Source organism: Micromonospora rosaria, from assembly GCF_001567585.1.
GTDB classification, from domain to species: Bacteria; Actinomycetota; Actinomycetes; order Mycobacteriales; family Micromonosporaceae; genus Micromonospora; species Micromonospora rosaria.
The window spans coordinates 1-19,464 of sequence record NZ_LRQV01000133.1; the positions used below are offsets into that span (position 1 = coordinate 1).

Below are 19,464 nucleotides of genomic sequence, written 5' to 3' on the forward strand. Positions count from 1 at the left end.
GCCGCCGCCGGTGCCGGCCGGCCGGCACCGCCGCCCAGCGGCACCGGCCGGCACGGACACCCGGGACGCCCGAGCCGTACCCTCGGACGTCCCAGTCCTGCGTCAGCGCATCCCGTCCAGGGCGGCTGAGCCCGGGGAGCCGTCGACGGCCACCGCCTCCGGCACCCGGAACGGACCCCAGGTGAACGCCGGCAGCCACCGCCGTGGGTCCTCGCTCCAGCGCAGCGACCGGATCTGCGCCTCGGTGCGCCGCCCGGCCAGCGACAGGTACACGTCGTACCAGTGCCCCGACACCGTCGCGGCCGGCTCACCCGTCCCCGCCACCAGGCGGCCGTGCCCGCTGCGCACCGCCAACGCCGGCAGGCCGTGACCCGCCAGCGACGCGGTCAGCCCGGTCACCAGGACGTGGATCGCCACCGGCAGCGCCGGGTGGTCCTCCGGCGGCGCGGCACCGAGGGCCCGGCGCAGGTCCAACTCGTGGGTGAAGGCGTCCATCACGAGGATGCCCCGCTCCATCGACGCCGGGCCGGCGAGGAACTCCTCCACCGGCCCGCTCAGCTCCGCCCACCGGGCCAGCAGCTCCGGCAGCCCCGCCTGCGGGCCGGGGGCCGGTGCCGGCGGCAGCCCGGTGACCCGGTCATGCACCCGGGCGCAGACCTCCACCAGATGGGCGACGAGGTCCCGCACGGTCCACCCCGGACAGTGCTCCACCGGGACGGTCGCCGCGTCCGGGTCGGCCGTCACCAGGGCCTCCGTCGTCTCCCGCACCCGGCGGTAGGCGGCCGGGGCCGCACCACCGGGTGGGCCGGGGGACCGGGTCTGCGTGCTGGTCATGACGGTGCCTCCTCGTGCCGCCAGGGAGCGGCCTCGACGGGCCGCGCCGCGGACGCGACGCGGTCGGTGCCGGCTGCCCGGCCGGCCTGCGCCGCCGTCAGCCGTCCGGACCGGTGCAGCCAGCGCACCGTGTCGGCGAGCGTCTCGGTGACCGGCCGGGGCGCCGGCCCCAGCGCCGGCGGCCCCGGTTCGGGGCGGGCGTCGCAGGCGCAGACGTAGCAGGCGCCGTACTCGGCCGGGATGTGCCAGGGCCACACCCGCTGCACCAGGTCGGTGGCGTAGGCGAACGGCAAAACCGCCCGCGCCGGCAGGAACACGGTGGGCAGCCGCCGCCCGGTCACCGCGCGTACCGCCCCGACGAAGTCGCGGGTGCTCAGGTACCGGCCGGGGCCCAGGTGCCGGGTGCCCCGCTCACGTGGCGCGGTGACCATGGCGGCGTGCAGGGCCGCCGTGTCCCGGACGTCACCGACCGGGAAGCCCCCGGTGGGCCACATCGGCATCAGCCCGCGCAGCACGTACCGCAGCCGCGCGTTCTGGTCGCCGAGCTTCGGGTCGTCCGGGCCGAGCAGGGCCGGCGGATAGCTGATCACCACCGGTGCGCCGTGCTCCTGGTACCACCGGGCCACCCGTTCCGCCGCCGCCTTGCTGGCCAGGTACGTCTCCCGGGCGGCGGACGGCGGTGACTGGGGCCCCACCTCCCCGGCCGGGGAGGGCCGCAGGGCGCCGAACGTCGACACGTGCACGGTACGGCCCACCCCGAGCCGGGCGGCGGCGCCCAGCACCACCTCGGTACCCCGCAGGTTGGTCCGCCGGGTCAGCCCGTGCGACCGGCTGTCGAACGAGTACACCGAGGCGGCGTGGACCACCGCGTCGGCACCGCGGACCGCCCGGCTCACCGCCGCCTCGTCGGTGACGTCACCGACCGCGACCTCCACCGCGTCGCTCGGCACCCCCAGCGGGGTCAGGGCCGGGGCGACCCGATCGGGGTCGCGGGCCAGCACCCGGACCCGCTGCCCGGCGGCGGCCAGCGCGGCGACCGTGTGGGAGCCGACGAACCCGGTACCGCCCGTCACGAGAACCACCATCGGGACGCTCCTCTCCGCCCACCACCGACGCCCCGACGCGCGACGCGCCACGGCTGCCGGGACTCGGCGGGCGGCTCGATCGTGGCTCCGGACGGGGCCGCCGGGCTTCTCCGACGGTGCCGTTGTCCCACGCCGGGCCCACCGGCGGGGCACGCTCCGGTCCCCGGCGGTCCCCGCGCAGGCCGGAGGGCAACCGGGAAGTGGCTGTGCGGTGCCGTCGGTCCGCAGGATGAGGCAGTTGGATCGCCATCCTCCGATGAATGGGAGCAGCAGGTGGCCGGCACCATCAGGGCGCTCAGGCGCCGCATCCTCACCCCCGACATCTCCGAGACCCTCGTCTCCACCCGCGGCTTCCACGACAAGAGCCCGCAGGCCCGCGCCGTCCTGGAGACGGTGGGCGCGTCCTTCCTGACGGGTCTCTCCTCGGCCGCCGGCGCCCGCCAGGTCACCGACGTGGATCTCGACCTGGCCGACCTGCCCACCCGGTTCCGGGGCTTCGCCTACGAGGGGGCGGCGATGGGCTTCGCGCTGGTCGACGCCCTCACGCCGGGCACCCCCCGGCGCAGCGCGGAGTTCCTCGCCGGTACCGGCGACCGGCACGTCTACATGGCCTACGTCGGCATCGGCTGGGCCCTGGCGCGGCTGCCCCGGATGCTGTGGCGACGGGCCCTGGCCGCCGCCACCGACCCGCTGCTGCGCTGGCTGGTGCACGACGGGTACGGCTTCCACCAGGCGTACTTCCACACCGACGCGTACGTGCACGGGCGGCGGGCCGTCACCGACTTCCCGTGGCCCTCCCGGGCCGAGTCCGGCTACGCGGCGCGCGCCATCGACCAGGGCATCGGCCGGGCCACCTGGTTCGTCGCCGGCAGCGACCCGACGCTCGCCGCCGACCTGCTCGACCGCTTCGAGCCGGCCCGCCGCCAGGACCTCTACAGCGGGGCCGGGCTCGCGGCCACCTACGCGGGCGGCTGCACCGAGGAGGAGCTGCGGCTGTTCCAGCGCCGCGCCGGGGAGCACGCCCCCTTCGTCGCCCAGGCCGCCGCCTTCGCCGCCCAGGCCCGCGTCCGGGCCGGGCTGCTGGTGCCGCACACCGAGCTGGCGACCCGGGTGTTCTGCCGGGCCTCGGCCGCCGACGCCGCCCGGGTCACCGACGAGCTGATCCCGGCCGGCCCCGCCGGTGGGCTGCCCGCCTACGAGGTGTGGCGGCGGGCCGTCGCCGAGCGCTTCCGCAGCACGGTACGGGTGCAGCCGTGACCGCCGTGGCCGACCGGCGGCGGCTGCGCCCCCCGGGGCCGTCCCCGTGGACCGCGCCGACGCTGCTCGGGCGGATGGCCCGTAACCGGCTCGACGTGATGCGCGACGTGGCGGCCCGGTACGGCGACGCCGTCCGGCTGCCGCTGGGCCCGAAGACGCTGTACTTCTTCAACCACCCCGACCACGCCAAGTACCTGCTGGCCGAGAACCCCGGCAACTACCACAAGGGGATCGGCCTGGTGCACGCCCGCCGTACCCTCGGCGACGGCCTGCTGACCAGCGAGGGTGAGCTGTGGACGAAGCAGCGCAAGGTGATCCAGCCGGTGTTCCAGGCCCGGCGCATCGCCCGGCAGGCCGACGCCATCGCCGAGGAGGCGGTGGGGATGGCCACCCGGCTGCGCCGGGCCGTCGGGGCCGGACCGGTCGACATCCGGCACGAGATGACCGAGCTGACCCTCGGGGTGCTCGGCCGGACCCTGCTCGACGCCGACCTCGGTGAGTTCGGTGGCCTCGGCACGGCCTTCGAGGCCGTGCAGGACCAGGCCATCTTCGAGATGATGTCGCTCGGCGCGGTACCGACCTGGGTGCCGCTGCCCCGGCAGCTCCGGTTCCGCCGGGCCCGGACCGAGCTGCAACAGATCGTCGACCGGCTGGTGGCCCAGCGCCGGGCCGAGCCCGGCGGTGCCGAGGGCCGCGACGACGTGGTCTCCCGGCTGATCGAGTCGACCGGCCGGGAGAGCGACCCGCGGGTCGCCCGGCAGCGGATGCGCGACGAGCTGGTCACCCTCCTGCTGGCCGGGCACGAGACCACCGCGAGCACCCTCACCTGGACCTTCTACCTGCTCGACCGGCACCACGAGGTGTGGGAACGGCTGCACGCCGAGGCGGTCAAGGTGCTCGGCGACCGGACCCCGGTCTACGAGGACCTGCACCGGCTGCGGTACACCGCGATGGTGATCGACGAGGTGATGCGGCTGTACCCGCCGGTGTGGCTGCTGCCCCGGATCGCGCAGGGCGAGGACCAGGTCGGCGGCTGGCACGTGCCGGCCGGGGCGGACGTGGTGCTGTGCCCGTACACCCTGCACCGGCACCCGGAGTTCTGGCCCGACCCGGACCGGTTCGACCCGATGCGGTTCCACCCCGACACGCCGGTGGACCGCCCCCGGTACGCCTACATCCCGTTCGGGGCCGGCCCCCGGTTCTGCGTCGGCAACAACCTGGGCCTGATGGAGGCGGTCTTCGTGCTCGCCTGCGTGTCCCGGGAGCTGCGGCTGTCCCTGCGACCGGGCTACCGGGTGGTGCCCGAGCCGATGCTGACCCTGCGGGTCCGTGGCGGCCTGCCCATGCAGGTCTACGAGGCCTGATCCGACGATCCCCGGCGCAACCGGTGCCCGCACCGGTTGCGCCTCGTCGTGTGCGGAGGGACGGACGACCGGGCATTCCCCGGCCGCGTCACGGCACGAGGCCGCGTCACGGCACGGAGCCGCGCACGGCACGAGGCCGGGCCGGCCACGCGGGGTGCGTGGCCGGCCCGGCCGTGTGGGGGTACCCCGGTCCCTACCCGGCCCGACCGAACCGGCCGCCGTGGAACAGCAGCGCGTCGCTGGTCTCACCGCGGCCGGTGGCGAGCACCGAGCCCAGGAAGATGGAGTGGTCGCCGCCGTCGTACACGGCCGCCAGCTTGCACTCCACCCAGGCCACGTTTCCGGCCACGATCGGCGTGCCGGTCTGCGGCCCGGGGTGGCACGGCACCGTCTCGAACTCCCGCTCGTCGCGGGGCCGGGAGGAGTTGGCGAAGTACCGGGCCAGCCCCTCCTGCTCGGCGCCGAGGATGGAGACCGCGAAGGTGCCCTGGGCCAGCACGGTGTCGTGCATGACGGAGCTGCGTTTCACGCACACCAGCACCATCGCCGGGTCCAGCGACACGGAGGTGAAGGCGTTCGCGGTCATGCCGTGCGGCAGGTCCCGGCCCGAGGTCACCACCGTCACGCCGGTGGCGAACATCCCCATCACCGCCCGCAGCTCGGCGTGGTTGGCCAGGGCCGGCGCGGGCGCCGGTACCGTGGCCGGGCGCTGGTCCGCTGTGGTCACCGCTCAGCCCTCCCCGACGCCCTGGAGCACGCCCCGCCCGCCGCCACCACCGACGGAGGGCAGGGCGTACCGCGACAGGGCCTCCCGCAGCGCGTCCGGCACCCGGGTCGGCCGGGTGTCGGTGTTCGGGCCACGCATGCACGCCACCCGTTGCCGGCCCCGGGCCACCAGCTCCTCGAAGCCGTCGCGCAGCCGGACGTAGTCGAACGCGAACCCGATCTGGGTCTGGGTCAGGTCCTCCAGCCGCATCCGGATCGACAACTCGTCGAACGCGGTGATCTCGGTGAAGAACTCGCACTCGCACTTGAGGGTGAACAGCTTCAGGTCGTCGCGGATGTCAGCCAGCACCTCCGGCGCCCGGTCCCGCAGGAACATCTCCCGGCACCGGCCCTGCCAGCGCATGTAGTTGACGTAGTAGACGTTCCCGACGAGGTTGGTCTCCTCGAAACCCACCAGGTGCCGGTACTCGTAGTACGACTCCATGGCTCACCTGCCTCCTTCCGCCAGCATCGTGAACACCACCGGGTCGCCGGCCCCGTCCAGCGCGGTGACGAAGGTGGCGATGCGCGTCGGTCCCGAGCGCAGGGCCACCCACCCGGCGGGGCCGTTCGGCTCCGCCGCCAGTTCGATCCGGCCGTGGCCGACCTTGCGCAGGCACTCGACCGCGCCCCAGATCCGGGTCGCCGCCACCGACAGCTCCTCGTCCTGCTCCCGGGCCACCAGCCCGGCCAGCGCCAGGCCGTCCGGACCGATCAGGCCCGCCCACTCCGCCTCGGTACGGGTGGTGGCCAGCTCGACGTCGCAGGCCACGCTCCCGGTACCGGTGACGGCGAAGGTGACCCCGGCGGCGTGGGAGGCGGAGACCGCCACCCCGCCGTCGACCTCCGGGGCGCCGTCGGGCCGGTACCGCACGGTGGTCTCCGCGCCCAGCGCCCAGCTCAACGCGCGGGCGGTCTGCCGCCGCCGGCCCGCCACCCCCGTCGTGTCCGGGTCGTCGGGCCGGACCACGCAGCGCAGCTCGCCGGGGAGGAACGCCCCGACCCGCCGCTCCAGGTACGGGCCGACCAGCGCCGGCAGCCACGGCCCGGTGCCGTCCTGCTTGCGGACCGCGTGCAGCCGCAGCCCCACCCACCGCTCGACGAGGGCGCCCTCGGCGTCGCAGACGTCCACGTCGTAGTGGTAGGTGTCGCCCTGGCGCAGCCGTTCCACCGCGTGGATGGTGACCGTGTCCAGGGTGGCCGCGACCGCCGGGTCGGCCAGGTGCAGCCGCTCGATCGCCCCCGGCAGCAGGGTCGCGTCCGGTACGCAGCACTGCAACGCGTGCATCACCGTGTCCCGGGTACCCGGGTCGCCGAGGACCAGCTCACCGGGGCGGTACCGGGCGAACCAGGGATCGGTCGACCGGTTGGCCACCCGGGCGGTGCAGCTCGTCGCCGCCAGGTCCAGGTACCCCAGCAGGCGCTGGAACCGCCGGCCCTGGAACAGCACCGGGCCGTACAGGTCGCGGGGCGGGTCGATGGGCAGCGGCTCCGCGCCGGCGGTGGCCGTCCGCGCCGGTACCTGCAACGGCTCGTCCCACCGCAGCCGGGCCCGGAAGTGGTCGGCCTGGAAGGCGGTGTCGCTGCTGCGGATCACCGCCTGGACCGCCCCGTCGGAGCCGGCGAGCACCGCGATCCGGATCGTGTTGGCCCCGGTGGGCGGTACCACGATCGGGCGCAGCAGCTCCACGTTCTCCAGCACCGGGGCCCCGGTGCGCCCGGTCAACGCCGAGGCGGCCTGCGCCATCGCCTCCATGCCCAGCACGGCGGGGAAGAGCAGGTCCCCGTCGAGCAGGTGGTCGGGCAGGTAGAGGTCGTCGTCGGCGGTCAGGTCGGCGTCCACCACCAGCTCCACGCCGGGGTAGTGGACCTGGGGCCGGTCGACGAAGCGCAGCAGCGGCAGCTCCGGCTGCGGCAGGGTCACCGTCGGCAGGCCGTCCGCGCGGCCCATCACCACCATCGCCTGCGGCGCGGACGGGCTGGCCAGCACCTCCTTGAGGATGTCGATGCCGGCCTGGACCGGGATCGGGGCGATGCCGTCGCGGGTGAGCGCCTCCAGCACGCCGAGCTTCTCGCCCATGCCGGCCCCCGACCACACCGACCACTCCAGGGCCAGGCAGCGGATGTGCGGGTAGTCCTCGCCGACCCGGCGGGTCAGGTCGGTCATCCAGTCGTTGGCGGTGGCGTAGTGCGCCTCGCCCCTGAGCCCCGCCCGGCCGATGATGCTGCCGAAGGTGACCAGCAGCCGCAGGCTGTGCGGGTCGGTCGCGGCCAGCACCGCCTCCAGGCCGTCGATCTTCGGGGCGAGGGTCCGCCGGAACGCCGCCTCGTCCAGGTTGGCGACGGCGGTCGGCTCGTTGCGGCCGGCGCCGTGCAGCACGCCGGTCACCGGGCCGAGCACCCGCTCGATGTCGTCGACGGCCGCCTTGACCTGGTCCAGGGCGGTGATGTCGGCCGGCACGTAGTGGTAGCGCACCCCGGCCGCGGTGAGCCGGTCGAGGTTGGCCGCCAGCTCCGGGTCGGTGGCCGGGTCGGAGCGGCCGACGAGGCCGACCGCCGTCCCGGTGTCCCGGCCCAGGGCCAGCGCGCACTCGGCGGTGATGCCCTTGCCGCCGCCGGTGACCAGCAGCACGTCCTCCACCCCGAGGCCCGCGTCGCCGCCCGGCGGCAGCTCCACGGCCCGCAGCACCGGCACGGACCGGTTGCCCTCGGCGTCGTAGTGGACCTCGCTGAACCCGGCGGTGGCGGCCACGTCGGCGGTCACCCGGGCCACCTTGGTCGCCACGACCTGCTCGGGCAGCTCGTCGGCCAGGGGCATGGTGACCACCGTGACGGCGATCTCCGGGTGCTCCTGGTGCAGGGTCTTGGCCAGGCCGGCGGCGGTGCGCCGGTCGCCGACCGCGACGAACCGGACCGGCGCGCCCTGGGACAGCGCCGCCCGGGCGGCCCGCAGCAGCACCGGGACGTGCTCGGGCTGGCCGTCGCGGGGCAGGCAGAGCAGCACCCCACCGCCGACCCGGGCCTGCTCCAGCGCCACCCGCAGCGGCTCCGCCAGCGGGTGCGGCCCGGCGACGAAGGACTGCCAGCCGCCGTCGACCGGCTCGCCGACCCGGGGACCCACCTCGGTGGGCACCAGGTCCACCGCGAAGGCCCGGACCCACGGCCCGACCCCGGTGACCACCGGCGCGCGGTCTTCGGCGGCGGTGCCGGTGCCGGCGGCCTCGTCGAGGATCTGCGCGATCTCCGCCACCGTGGCGGTGGCATAGGCCGAGGTCAGGGTCGGGGCGGACACGTTCAGCTCGCGGGCCGCCTGGTTGACGATCTGCCCGACGGTGATCGAGCTGAGGTGCAGCTCGTCCAGCGGCCGGCTGTCCGGCCGGACCGCGTCCAGCGGCAGCTCCGCCCGCTCGGCGGCGAGCCGGCGCAGCAGTTCCAGGCTGTCGGCCACCGCCCCCGGGCCGGAGACCACCACCGTGGACCCCGGCGTCGGGCCCGCGTCGTCGGCGGCGACCGGTTCGACGGTACGGGCCACCGCGAAGTCCCCGGTGGGGGCCGACTCGGCGGGGCTGGCCAGGAAGCGCAGCGGCCGGCCCGGCTCCAGGGGACGGGTGAACCGGTCCTGGAACAGCGCCGCGTGGTTCACCGGCGCACCCACCGCGTACGCCGCGCCGACGGCGGCGAGCAGGCCCGCCAGCGACAGGCTGTCGCTCTCCAGGGAGACCGTCGGCACCTCGGGGGCGATGTCGGCGGCCAGCCCCCGCAGCACCCGGCCCGGCCCGACCTCCAGCAGCAGGTCGACGTCGTCGGCCAGGCGGCGTACCGCCTGGGTGAAGCGCACCGGGTCCAGCACCTGCCGGCGCAGCAGCTCGACCACGTCGGTGTCGGCCGGCAGCACCTCGCCGGTGACGGTCGAGACCAGCCCGTCGCCGAGCGGGCCGAAGGGCACCCCCCGGAGGTGGTCGGCGAAGGCCACCGCCGCCGGGGCGACGGCCTCGGAGTGGAAGGCGTGCGACACCGCGACCCGGGTCCAGTACAGCCCGGCCCGTTCGGCCGCCGCGCCGACCCGCTCGACGGCGGCGACCGGGCCGGAGACCACGGTCTGCTGGGGGCTGTTGTAGCCGGCGATCACCACCGGGGTGCCGGCCAGCAGCGGCTCCACCACCTCGGGGGCGGCGGAGATGCTGGCCATGGTGCCGTCCCCGGCGCTGGCCTCGGCCATGATCCGGCCCCGGGCCGCGGCGGTGTCGATCAGCGTCGACTCGTCCATCGCGCCGGCCCAGTGCAGGGCGGTCAGCTCGCCGAGACTGTGCCCGGCCGCCCCGGTCGCCCGGATGCCGAGCATCGCCAGCACCCGCAGCCCGGCCACCGAGGCGGTGACGATGCGCGGCTGGGCGACCGCGGTGGCCACCAGGTCCGCGCCGGGCGGGGGCTGGTGGTCCCGGTACAGCTCGTCGACCTCCTCGAAGCGGCGGCGCAGCGCCCCGCCGTCGGCCCGCCGCCCGGCACCCTGACCCGGGAAGAGGAAGCCGATCCGGCCGGGGGCGCCGGCCGCGCCGAGGAAGACCCCGCCGGGGGCGTCGACGACCCGCTGCTCCCCGGCGGCGGCCAGCTCGGCCAGCCGTTCCAGGCGTTCGCGGGCCTGCTCGGGCGAGGCGGCGACGACCGCCGCGCGCACCGGGCGGTCGGCGAGCTGACCGGCCAGCTCGGCGGCCAGGTCGCCCAGCTCGGCGTAGGACAGCCGGCCGGCCCACGGGGCCAGCTCGGCCGCCCGCGCGGCCAGCTCCTGCGGGGTACGGGCGTCGAACAGCAGCAGCTCGGCGTCCTGCCGGGAGCGCACCAGGGCCGCCGTGGCGGCGCCGATGCGGGTCCGTCGGCCGTGCTCCGCGCTCTCCAGCACCACGTGGGCGTTGATGCCGCCGAAGCCCATCGAGGAGACGGCGGCCCGGACCGGCTTGTCCGCCGGCCACAGCTCCGCCGTCGAGGGCACCCGCACCGCGGGCCGCTCCACGTCCAGCACCGGGTGGGTGTCGACGTGCCCGGTGGCCGGCGGGATCACCTGCTGCCGGACCGCGAGGATCGCCTTGAGCAGGCCGGCGACCCCGGCGGCGGCCTTGGTGTGGCCGAAGTTCCCCTTCACCGTGCTGATCGCGGCCGGGGCGCCGGTCGGGTCGGCCTCCTGGCGGGCCTCGGTGAAGGCCCGCAGCTCGGTGGCGTCCCCGACGGCGGTACCGGTGCCGTGGCCCTCCAGGTACGCCACCGAGTCGATGCCGAACCCGGCCCGCTCGTACGCCCGGCGGATGGCCAGCCGGTGTCCGCTGGCCTCGGGCCGGGTGATCCCGCCCTTGCCGTCGGAGGAGTACCCCCAGCCGGCGATGACGGCGTGCCGGCGCAGCCCGCGCGCCACGGCGTCCTCGTCGCGCATCAGCACGAGCATGCCGCAGCCCTCACCGGGCCAGAACCCGTTGGAGTTGCGGTCGTACACCCGCATCTCCCCGGTGGCCAGCGCCCCGGTCTTGGCGAACCCGATCACCTCGAACGGGTCGATGCTCAGGTCCACCCCGCCGGCGACGGCGGCGTCCAGGTCGCCCCCGGCGAGCGCGTTGCAGGCGGTGGCGACGGAGAGCAGCGAGGAGGAGCAGGCCCCGTCGACCGTGTACCCGCCGCCCTTGAAGTCGAAGTGGTTGCAGACCCGGCCGGCGATGGTGTTGGCCAGCCCGCCGGCCAGGGTGTCCTCGTCGATCGGCGGGAAGGGCTCCTTGTACCGGGGCTCCAGGTCGTCGAGGAAGGTGCCGACCTCGGCGTCGTCCCAGCCCTGCTCGCGCAGCGCCGCCCCGACCGTGCGCCGGACGTACGGCCAGCGCAGTCGCAGCAGGTTGGCCCGGCTGAACTCGCCGGTGAGGGTGTTGCCGATGACCACGCCGGTGGTGGCCAGGGGCAGTCCCTCCCCGTCGGGGAAGCCGGCGTCGGCCAGCGCCCGGGCGACGGTGTCCAGGGCCAGCCAGTGGGTCATGTCGGTGGAGCGGAAGGTGCTGCCCGCGATCCGGTACCTGACCCGGTCGAACTCGAAGCCCTCCAGCACCGCCGCCTTGGCGGAGTAGAACCTGTCCGGTGCGGCCGGGTCGGGGGAGTAGTAGTCCTCGTGGTTCATCCGCTCGTCGGGCAGCCGGCGGAAGGCCCGGCGGCCGGTGAGCACGTTCTCCCAGAGTTGGTTGGGGTTCTCCGCGTCGGGATAGCGGCAGGCGATCCCGACGACGGCGATGCGCTGGCTCATGTTCGCTCCTTGCCTCGGTGGTGGGTCGCTCCCCGGAGGGCGACCCGGTCGGCCGGCGTGTGCCGGCCGACCGGGCACGTCCCCTGCCGTGGGGTCACGCGACGCTCCGGGGGACGTCGAGGGTCAACCCGGTGCCGGCGGCGGCCCGCTCCCGGGAGCGCTTGCGCAGGTGCGCCACCCACCAGCCCAGCCCGCGCAGGCCGCAGACCACGACCACCGCGAAGAAGAGGGTGTAGACGACGTTGAACAGCATCAGGACGCCGTAGACCATGGCGACGCCGGAACCGAACATGAACTGGTTCATCGGCTTGACCGGCGTGGTCCCCGGGTCGGTGATCATGTAGTTGGTGAAGAGGATGAACGCCACGCCGGTCATCACCGACAGCGCGGAGAAGAGGGCGACGTCCCAGATCCAGGCCCGCAGGAAGGCCTGGATGGCGAAGCCGCCGAGCCAGCCGACGATCAGCGGGACCCGCCGGGTCAGCATGGCGTTGATGATCGTGCCGGCGGTGATGATGATGACCGGGATCATGATCCGGAAGTACGTGTTGGCGTGCTCCGTGAACTGGTACGGCGGGGCGATGGAGATCCAGGAGCCGAAGCAGACCAGCGCCATCGTGATGCCGAAGTTCGACGGGTTCATGTAGTGGCGCATCCGGCCGTAGACCGGCGCCTGGAGGACGTACTTGCCGGTCACGCCGATGATCACCGCGAAGGCGATCGGCAGGAACATGTCGTTGGCGTAGAGCAGCATGTTGCAGGCCAGGGCGGTGATGTGCGCGGGGAGCAGGAACTCGTACACCCGCCGGCCGCCGCCGCCCAGGAAGCGGGGGGTCTCCCCCTTGGCCTTGGCCCGGATCAGCTCGAAGACCAGCTCGGTGGCGTACCCGGTGAGCACCGCCAGGATCGGCCAGAGCCACGGCTGCTCGAAGCCGAGCAGGGTGTAGCCGAAGATGTTGAAGACGGTCATCGAGATGGCGAAGTTGCGCAGCGCGAGGTACCGACGGTCCGGCTCCGGCTTGGCGGGCGCCGGCGGGGCCGCCGGCGCGGGCGTGGGCTCGACGCTCTGGGGGGGAGGGGCGACGGTGGTCATCGGTTCGGAACCTCCTCGACGCGGTCCGACAGCACGAGGGTGTGCGTGCCGGCGGTGAGCTGCTGGCTGGTGCGGTGCAGCTGGCCGGACAGATCGCGCCAGCGCAGGTCGACGGTGACCGGGCCGCTGGTCTCCCCGAGGCCGAAGTGGACCTCGAAGCTGCGCTTGCCGGAGTGGCCGCTGCCGCCGTCGAGCTGGGAGATCTGCTTGCGGCCGTCCGGGGTGGTGACGGTGACCGTGGTCCCGTACGCCGGGGTGCAGAGCATGGCCTCCCCGCTGGTGCCGGGCACCGGGCGGTACAGCCGCAGGTTCAGGAAGTTGCCCCGGGAGGGGGCCTCGTTGGCGTAGAAGGCCGGCGGTCCCCACTGCCGGGCCAGGGCGAGGTCCAGGGCGCCGGTACCCCGGGTGTCGGACATGGCGATCCCGCGGGTGGGGATCGGCACGTCCATGCCGAGGTCCTTGGTGATGTTGGCGTACTCGCCGCTGCCGGTGCGGGCGAAGAAGGCGAACGGCTGGCTGCCGGCGATGTCGTCACCGGGCTGCATGTTGGGCCACATGGCCGGGTTCGACATCAGGTTGTCGTTCATCATGGCCATCTCCTGGAGCCACGGCCACCGGTCGATCTCGCCCTTGACGAAGCCGAGGGTCTGCACCACCTCGGGCTTGCCGCTGTTCAGGAAGTCGCCGAACTTGATGTCCCAGCCCCAGCCGCTCCAGGCCATCCCCAGCGGGCGGGCCTCCTGGGTGAAGGGGGCGACCCCCCGCTCCAGGCTGGCGAGCATGGCCTTCTCGTCGCTGGCCTGGTTCATCCAGATGTAGTTGCTCTCCTCCAGACCCCAGGCGGTGGTGATGTTCGAGACCGCCATGTCGAAGCGGCCGTCGCCGTCGAGGTCACCGAAGTCGATGCCCATGCCCTTGAAGGAGCCCCGGGCGACCACGAACGACTTGGGGGTGGTGGGGGTGCGCTCCCCGAAAACGGCCTTGAACTTGATCCGCCCGGGGGTGGAGACGTTGTGCAGCATGTGGTCGTGGCCGAAGTCGTTGGCGATGTAGACGTCCGGCAGGCCCCGGCCGGTCAGGTCCGCGCTGCCCAGGCCGAGGGTCCAGCCGGTGGACTGCTTGTGGGGGACCGCGCCCCGCTGCGGGGTGAAGACCACCGAGGGGGTGTCGCCTGCGGTGGCCGAGGTCCAGCGCAGGACCTGGGCCCCGCCGCCGTTGGTGGCGGTGGAGAGGGACTCGTTCATCTCCACGTTGTCCTGGCCGTCGCGGCCGAGCACGTCGGACTCGGGGAAGTAGTTGCCGATGATGACGTCCGGCTTGCCGTCGCCGTCGAGGTCGTTGACCATGGCGGCGTTGGTGTGCCACTTCGGCCCGTGGTACAGCCCGTCGGGGGAGAGTTGGGGCAGGATCTCCTGCCGGTGGTAGGTCGCGTTGGAGACCCCGGTGGCGCTCTCCTTGTGCAGGAAGAGGATCGGCACCCGCCCCCAGTAGGTGACCATCAGGTCCATCCGGCCGTCCAGGTTGTAGTCACCCGGTACGCAGGCCATCGGGGCCATGGTGTCCGTGTCGATCGGCAGCGGCGCCGCGTCGAGGATGAACGGCTCGAACCGGTCCTGCGCCGGGGCGGTGGGGGCGTAGGTGACCACCACGCTGTTGGTCCGGGTGTCCACGAAGCACAGGCTGTTGGCCCGGCCGTTGCCGGTCAGGTCGTTGATCGCGATGGCCGCACCGACCGAGGAGATCCAGGACCGGATCTTGTGGTACGAGACGTTGACCTCGCGGATGTCCTTCTTCGGCAACTGGTCGTAGCCGGCCGGATAGGCGATCGGCATCTCGGTGAAGCGGTATCGTGGTGCCGCCTCGGCACCGCTGACCGACACGCGGGCGTCGATGATGAAAAAGAGCGACGCCGCGAGTAGAATCGCCACTATTCCGGGACTGAGTGAGCGTGCGCGTTGACCCAGCACGGTACGGTCTCCTTACAACAGAGCCATCGGCTTCTGCCAAAGCCGATGGCATGAACAGGGCAGACGGCAGCACCGCGGATGCGCCGTGCGAGGCGTCGTCGCGGTGCGGGATGAGGAGTGTCGCCTGACGGTGGGGGATCGCACCGACGGGGCGGGTCGACCGGGTGGAGGGGCGGTTCCGGTCGGCTCTCGGGCTTGGTCGTGCATTTCGGGCGTGCCTGGATTCCTCCTGTGGCGAGCGGGGAAAGGTGAGGGCGGGCGGCCGGATCGGGCCCATGCTCATCCTGCGACGCTGGCGATCGGGCGCGCTTCTTTCACATTGCTCCCGACGTTTCCGCAGCGTGCGGACGATTTGGCTCGCATTTACCGGCCGGTTTGACGGGTCAGATCCCAATAGTCATCGCGTGCGGGATTGACCCCACTGTGTCCACCGCCCGAGGCGAAGACGGCAATATGGCGACTAACCCTCGTCCCCGGGATGGCTAGCGTGGTTTGCGGCGCTGCCCGAGGCGCCACCCGGGCCGGCTGACCGCGACGCCGGCGCCGCCCGGACCCCGGGAAGAGAGGAAGCCGCCGTGTCTGTCGAGGGAATCTGGAAGGTGGCCGTGGCCACCCCGTTCGGCACCCGTCGCACCGAGCTGACGCTGTCCAGTGCGGACGGTGTCCTGCAGGGGGTCTCCCGTGGCGAGAAGGAGACCCTGACCCTGCAGGACCTCCGGCTGGAGGGCAACCGGCTCTCCTGGTACCAGTCGATCACCAAGCCGATGCGGATGGACCTGTCCTTCGACGTCACCGTCGACGGTGACGAGATGACCGGTACCGCCAAGGGTGGGCCGATGCCCGCCGCGAAGGTCAGCGGTCACCGCCAGTCGGCCACCCAGCCCGCCTGATCCGCTGCCGACCGCCTCCGGTCCCGGACCGGGGGCGGGGCCGGCGGGACCACCGGGGCCGTCCCTCCGGCTCGATCATTCAACCTGGTTATGTATTGACTTGTATGCATTTGTCATGAAAAGTCATGGTACTCGACTCGGGAGTAGCCATGACCGACATGCCCCAGCCCACCGAGCACCACCGTTACCTGATCGTCGGAGGCGGCCCCGCCGGCCTCCAGCTCAGCTACTACCTCCAGCAGGCCGGCAGCGACTACCTCACCCTGGAACGGGCCTCCGCCCCCGGTGAGTTCTTCCGCACCTTCCCCCGGCACCGGCAGCTCATCTCCCTGAACAAGGTGCACACCGCCAGCACCGACCCGGAGATCAAGCTGCGGTGGGACTGGAACTCGCTGCTGCACGAGCCCTTCGACCTGCCCTTCGCCGACTACAGCCGGGACTACTTCCCCTCCGCCGACGACCTGGTCCGCTACCTCGGCGACTTCGCCCGCCACCACGAGCTGGCGATCCGCTTCGACACCGAGGTGCAGCGGATCGAGAAGGTCGGGGCGGGCTTCCGGGTGCACACCGCCGACACGCTGTTCACCGCCGACTGCGTCGTGGTCGCCACCGGCTGGGGTCCGCCGAACGTCCCCCAGGTGCGCGGCATCGAGCACGCCGTGGGCTACGAGGAGATGAGCACCGACCCCGCCGACTACGCCGGCCAGCGGGTGCTCATCCTGGGCAAGGGCAACTCCGCCTTCGAGACCGCCTCGGCGATCCTCGGCCACGCCGCCATGGTCCACGTGGCCAGCCCCAACTTCCTGAAGCTGGCGTGGAACACCAAGCACCCCGGGGACGTCCGGGGCCACCACGGCGCGGTCCTGGACAGCTTCCACTTCAAGACCCTGCACTCGGTGCTGGACTGCGTCATCGACGAGATCACACCGGTTGGCGACCGGTACGAGGTGCGCCTGACCTACACCCACGCCGAGGGGGAGACCGCGGTCATGGAGTACGAGTCGGTGCTGCGCTGCACCGGGTTCGCCATGGACACCTCCCCGTTCGACCCGGAGTGCCGGCCCCGGATGGTGCCCAGCGGCCGGCTACCCGTCACCCGCACCGACTGGCAGTCGGCGAACGTGGACGGGCTCTACTTCGCCGGTACGCTCGCCCAGGACCGGGACTTCAAGAAGGCCAGCTCGGCCTTCATCGACGGGTTCCGGTACAACCTGCGGACCCTCACCGCCCTGCTCCGCGAGCGGTACGAAGGGGTCCCGCTGGCGTACGAGAAGGTCGAGGCCGACGCCGAGACGCTCACCGCGACGGTGCTCGACCGGGTCAACTGGTCCTCGGCGCTCTGGACGCAGTTCGAGTTCCTCTGCGACGTGCTGGTCGTCGACCCGGCCGGCGGGGCCCGGCACTTCCAGGACCTGCCCGAGGACCACGCGGTGCAGCGCTTCGGCGGCGAGAGCCACTACTACACCTTCGGACTGCGCTGGGGGCGCGACGAGTACCCCGACGTCTTCGGCATCGAGCGCCACCCCCGGCCCGAACTCGCCCACGAGAGCGCCTTCATCCACCCGGTGATCCGCCGGTACCGGGGCGGGGAGCTGGTGGAGGAGCTGCACCTGCTGGAGGACCTGCTGGCCGAGTGGCGGCGACCCGACCGGCACGTACAGCCCCTCCGGGACTTCTTCGAGGCCGACCTTCAGCGCTGAGACCTACCGACGGACCATGACCTCCGACAGGGGCTTGCGGGTCAGCCGGGGCACGGTGACGCCGTCGGCCGGGTACCCGACCGGCATCACCAGGCAGGCCCGCTCCTCCGTCGGCCGCTCGCAGATCTCGTTGAGGAACTTCATCGGGCTGGGGGTGTGGGTGAGGGTCGCCAGCCCGGACAGGTGCAGGGCGGTGATCAGCACGCCGACGGCGATGCCCACCGACTCCTTGACGTAGTACGGCTTCGGGGTGTGCGGCCCCTGATGCACCTCGAAGACGACGATGACCACCGGGGCGGTCTCCAGGAACGGCTTCTGCCAGTCGGTGCCCATCGGGGCCACCGCGTCCAGCCACTCCTGCGGCGCCCGGCGGCGGTAGAACTCGATCTCCTCGGCCTCGGCGGCCTCGCGCAGCCGGCGGCGGCGCTCCGCGTCGGTGACGATCACGAAGCGCCAGGGTTGCAGGTTCGCGCCGCTGGGCGCCGTCGCGGCGGCCCGCACCGCCTCCTCGACGACGTCCAGCGGCACCGGTTCGGGGGAGAACTGCCGCACCGACCGGCGGGCGGCCATCCGGTCGGCGAACGACCGGGCGGTGCTGTTCATCAGGGTGGGATCGAGCCGGTCCAGGTGGAACGGCGTGGTCGCGGTCTGCTGCACGGGGGGCCTCCAGGAGGGGTCGGGGGCGTCTCCAGCATTACCCACACCGGTGGCCGACGGTTGTGCGGAATTGCCCAGTCACCGACCCATCCGGGCCGGGCGGCGTCGACCTGCCACGACCCCGGACATCTCCGCCGGCCGGGCCCGGCCGGTCAGCCCGCCGTCTGCTCCGCGAGGTAGTCCACGACGTCGGTGAGACCGCCCCGCCGGGCGGCGGCCCGCTGCCGCCGCGCCCCGGTGCCCCCGGCCAGCAGCCGGTCCAGCCAGCCGACGACCAGGTCGTGGTCGCCGTGCGCCCGCAGGATCGGGTGCAGCGTCCGGACCAGGTCGCCGACCAGGTCGGCGGCGGGCCGCAGGGCGCCGCTGTGCGGGTCCACCCCGGCACCGTCGAGGCCGTCCCGGGCCGCCCGCCAGTACGCCACCCGCAGCAGGTCGGCCGGGACCTCCGGGGCCGGCTCACCCCGGTCCACCGCGGCGGACAGGTGCACCACCAGGGCCCGGACCAGGGCGGCGTACAGCGCCGCCTCGTCGGCGGTGGCGACGGAGTCCGCCACCCGGACCTCCAGGGTCGGGTACCGCTCGGAGGGGCGGACGTCCCAGAAGATGGTGGCCCGGTCCACCAGGGCACCGGCGGCCAGCAGCCGCTCCACCACCTGGTCGTAGTGCTCCGGGGAGGTGAACACCGGCGGCGGCCCGGCCACCGGCCAGCGACCCCAGACCGTGGTACGCCAACTCGCGTACCCGGAGTCCCGCCCCGCCCAGTATGGCGAGTTCGCGGTGAGGGTGAGCAGCACCGGCAGGTACGGCCGCAGGTGGTTGCCGACCAGCAGGGCCCGGTGCCGGTCGGGCATCTCCACGTGGACGTGCAGCGCGCACAGCGCCAACTCGTCGTGCAGGCCACGGAAGGTCTCGTTGCCCCGGGTCTGCCGGGGGCCGACGGTCATCGGCGGCGGCACCACCCCGGGAACGGGCGCGGTGCCGGTGGCCACCACCCGCAGCCCGGCGCCGCGGGCGGCGTCGGCGACGATCTTGCGGGCCTCGGTGAGCTGGGCCGCCACCTCGCCGAGGGTGCCGCAGGGCGGGGTGCGGGTCTCCAGTTGCAGGGTGGTGATCTCGCCGGAGACCCGGTCGCCCAGCAGGGCCGACGCCGCCGTCACCACCTCGGCGGCCCGGGGCGCGGGGGCCCGGGTGACCGCGTCGACGACCAGGAACTCCTCCTCGACCCCGAAGCGCGGGGGCGGCGTGGCGGCACTCATGTCGGGGGTCGTCCTCCCGCTCGCTGCGTCGGTGACCCGTCGGGGTCACCGGCGGCGCGGAGCCGGGCCGCGCGCCACCTCGGCCCACCATTATGGAGCGTCGACCGGCGGGAGGACAGGTGCCGGGCGGCACCGGCACCGGAGTGTCGTGCCGCCCGTCGCGGTGTCGCCGAGGGCGCGGTCAGGTCCGGGTGCCGGCGGGCCGGGCCGCCGCGAGGCCGCTGCGACGGTGCGGGGCCAGCACCCCGGCGACCGTCCCGGCCAGCAGGGCGGCCCGGTCGGCGAGCTGGGTCACGTCGACCCACTCGGTGCGGGCGTGCGACCC

The 19,464-nt window shown here is 73.8% G+C and carries 13 protein-coding genes; 4 read left to right on the plus strand and 9 right to left on the minus strand.

Annotated features, from left to right (window positions below; translation table 11 throughout):
- Window positions 1-102: 102 nt before the first annotated feature.
- Window positions 103-834: a maleylpyruvate isomerase family mycothiol-dependent enzyme gene (locus AWW66_RS26170; protein ID WP_083978977.1), complete on the minus strand. Its 732-nt coding sequence runs from the start codon at window positions 832-834 to the stop codon at window positions 103-105.
- A complete protein-coding gene (locus AWW66_RS26175) occupies window positions 831-1,919 on the minus strand; it encodes an SDR family NAD(P)-dependent oxidoreductase (RefSeq protein WP_067371517.1) in 1,089 nt (362 codons plus the stop codon). Before AWW66_RS26175 ends, AWW66_RS26170 begins: the two co-directional genes overlap by 4 nt.
- A 273-nt stretch (window positions 1,920-2,192) precedes the next feature.
- Here AWW66_RS26175 and AWW66_RS26180 point away from each other — a divergent pair, with 273 nt between their 5' ends.
- Both AWW66_RS26180 and AWW66_RS26185 read left to right on the plus strand, forming a co-directional pair.
- A complete protein-coding gene (locus AWW66_RS26180; RefSeq protein ID WP_067371519.1) occupies window positions 2,193-3,176 on the plus strand; it encodes a DUF1702 family protein in 984 nt (327 codons plus the stop codon).
- The gene (locus AWW66_RS26185; protein WP_067371521.1) at window positions 3,173-4,540 is read left to right on the plus strand and encodes a cytochrome P450; all 1,368 of its coding nucleotides are present in this window, start codon (window positions 3,173-3,175) and stop codon (window positions 4,538-4,540) included. Before AWW66_RS26180 ends, AWW66_RS26185 begins: the two co-directional genes overlap by 4 nt.
- 193 nt (window positions 4,541-4,733) lie before the next feature.
- Here the strand turns inward: AWW66_RS26185 and AWW66_RS26190 are convergent, their stop codons facing one another.
- The 5 genes from AWW66_RS26190 to AWW66_RS26210 form a co-directional block, all read right to left on the minus strand.
- On the minus strand, window positions 4,734-5,186 hold the full coding sequence (locus AWW66_RS26190; protein ID WP_083978981.1) for a flavin reductase family protein: 453 nt from the start codon (window positions 5,184-5,186) through the stop codon (window positions 4,734-4,736).
- Between the two features lie 84 nt (window positions 5,187-5,270).
- Window positions 5,271-5,750, minus strand: a complete 480-nt coding sequence (locus AWW66_RS26195) for an acyl-CoA thioesterase (RefSeq protein WP_067371523.1) — start codon at window positions 5,748-5,750, stop codon at window positions 5,271-5,273.
- A 3-nt stretch (window positions 5,751-5,753) separates the two neighbouring features.
- Complete coding sequence (locus tag AWW66_RS26200) at window positions 5,754-11,576, minus strand: type I polyketide synthase (RefSeq protein WP_083978979.1); 5,823 nt, start codon at window positions 11,574-11,576, stop codon at window positions 5,754-5,756.
- Window positions 11,577-11,670: 94 nt separating this feature from the next.
- Window positions 11,671-12,669: an enediyne biosynthesis protein gene (locus tag AWW66_RS26205; RefSeq protein WP_067371525.1), complete on the minus strand. Its 999-nt coding sequence runs from the start codon at window positions 12,667-12,669 to the stop codon at window positions 11,671-11,673.
- Window positions 12,666-14,549: a CRTAC1 family protein gene (locus AWW66_RS26210; RefSeq protein WP_245648497.1), complete on the minus strand. Its 1,884-nt coding sequence runs from the start codon at window positions 14,547-14,549 to the stop codon at window positions 12,666-12,668. The genes AWW66_RS26205 and AWW66_RS26210 overlap by 4 nt, the downstream gene beginning before the upstream one ends.
- A gap of 662 nt (window positions 14,550-15,211) precedes the next feature.
- Here AWW66_RS26210 and AWW66_RS26215 point away from each other — a divergent pair.
- Window positions 15,212-15,526: a hypothetical protein gene (locus tag AWW66_RS26215; RefSeq protein ID WP_067371529.1), complete on the plus strand. Its 315-nt coding sequence runs from the start codon at window positions 15,212-15,214 to the stop codon at window positions 15,524-15,526.
- A gap of 149 nt (window positions 15,527-15,675) precedes the next feature.
- Complete coding sequence (locus AWW66_RS26220) at window positions 15,676-17,226, plus strand: NAD(P)-binding domain-containing protein (protein WP_067371532.1); 1,551 nt, start codon at window positions 15,676-15,678, stop codon at window positions 17,224-17,226.
- Between the two features lie 3 nt (window positions 17,227-17,229).
- Here the strand turns inward: AWW66_RS26220 and AWW66_RS26225 are convergent, their stop codons facing one another.
- Both AWW66_RS26225 and AWW66_RS26230 read right to left on the minus strand, forming a co-directional pair.
- Window positions 17,230-17,829: a nitroreductase family protein gene (locus AWW66_RS26225; protein WP_169807176.1), complete on the minus strand. Its 600-nt coding sequence runs from the start codon at window positions 17,827-17,829 to the stop codon at window positions 17,230-17,232.
- 206 nt (window positions 17,830-18,035) lie between these two features.
- Entirely contained in the window at window positions 18,036-19,139 is a 1,104-nt protein-coding gene (locus tag AWW66_RS26230; protein WP_067371536.1) for a carboxylate-amine ligase, read from the minus strand.
- Between the last annotated feature and the right edge of the window lie 325 nt (window positions 19,140-19,464).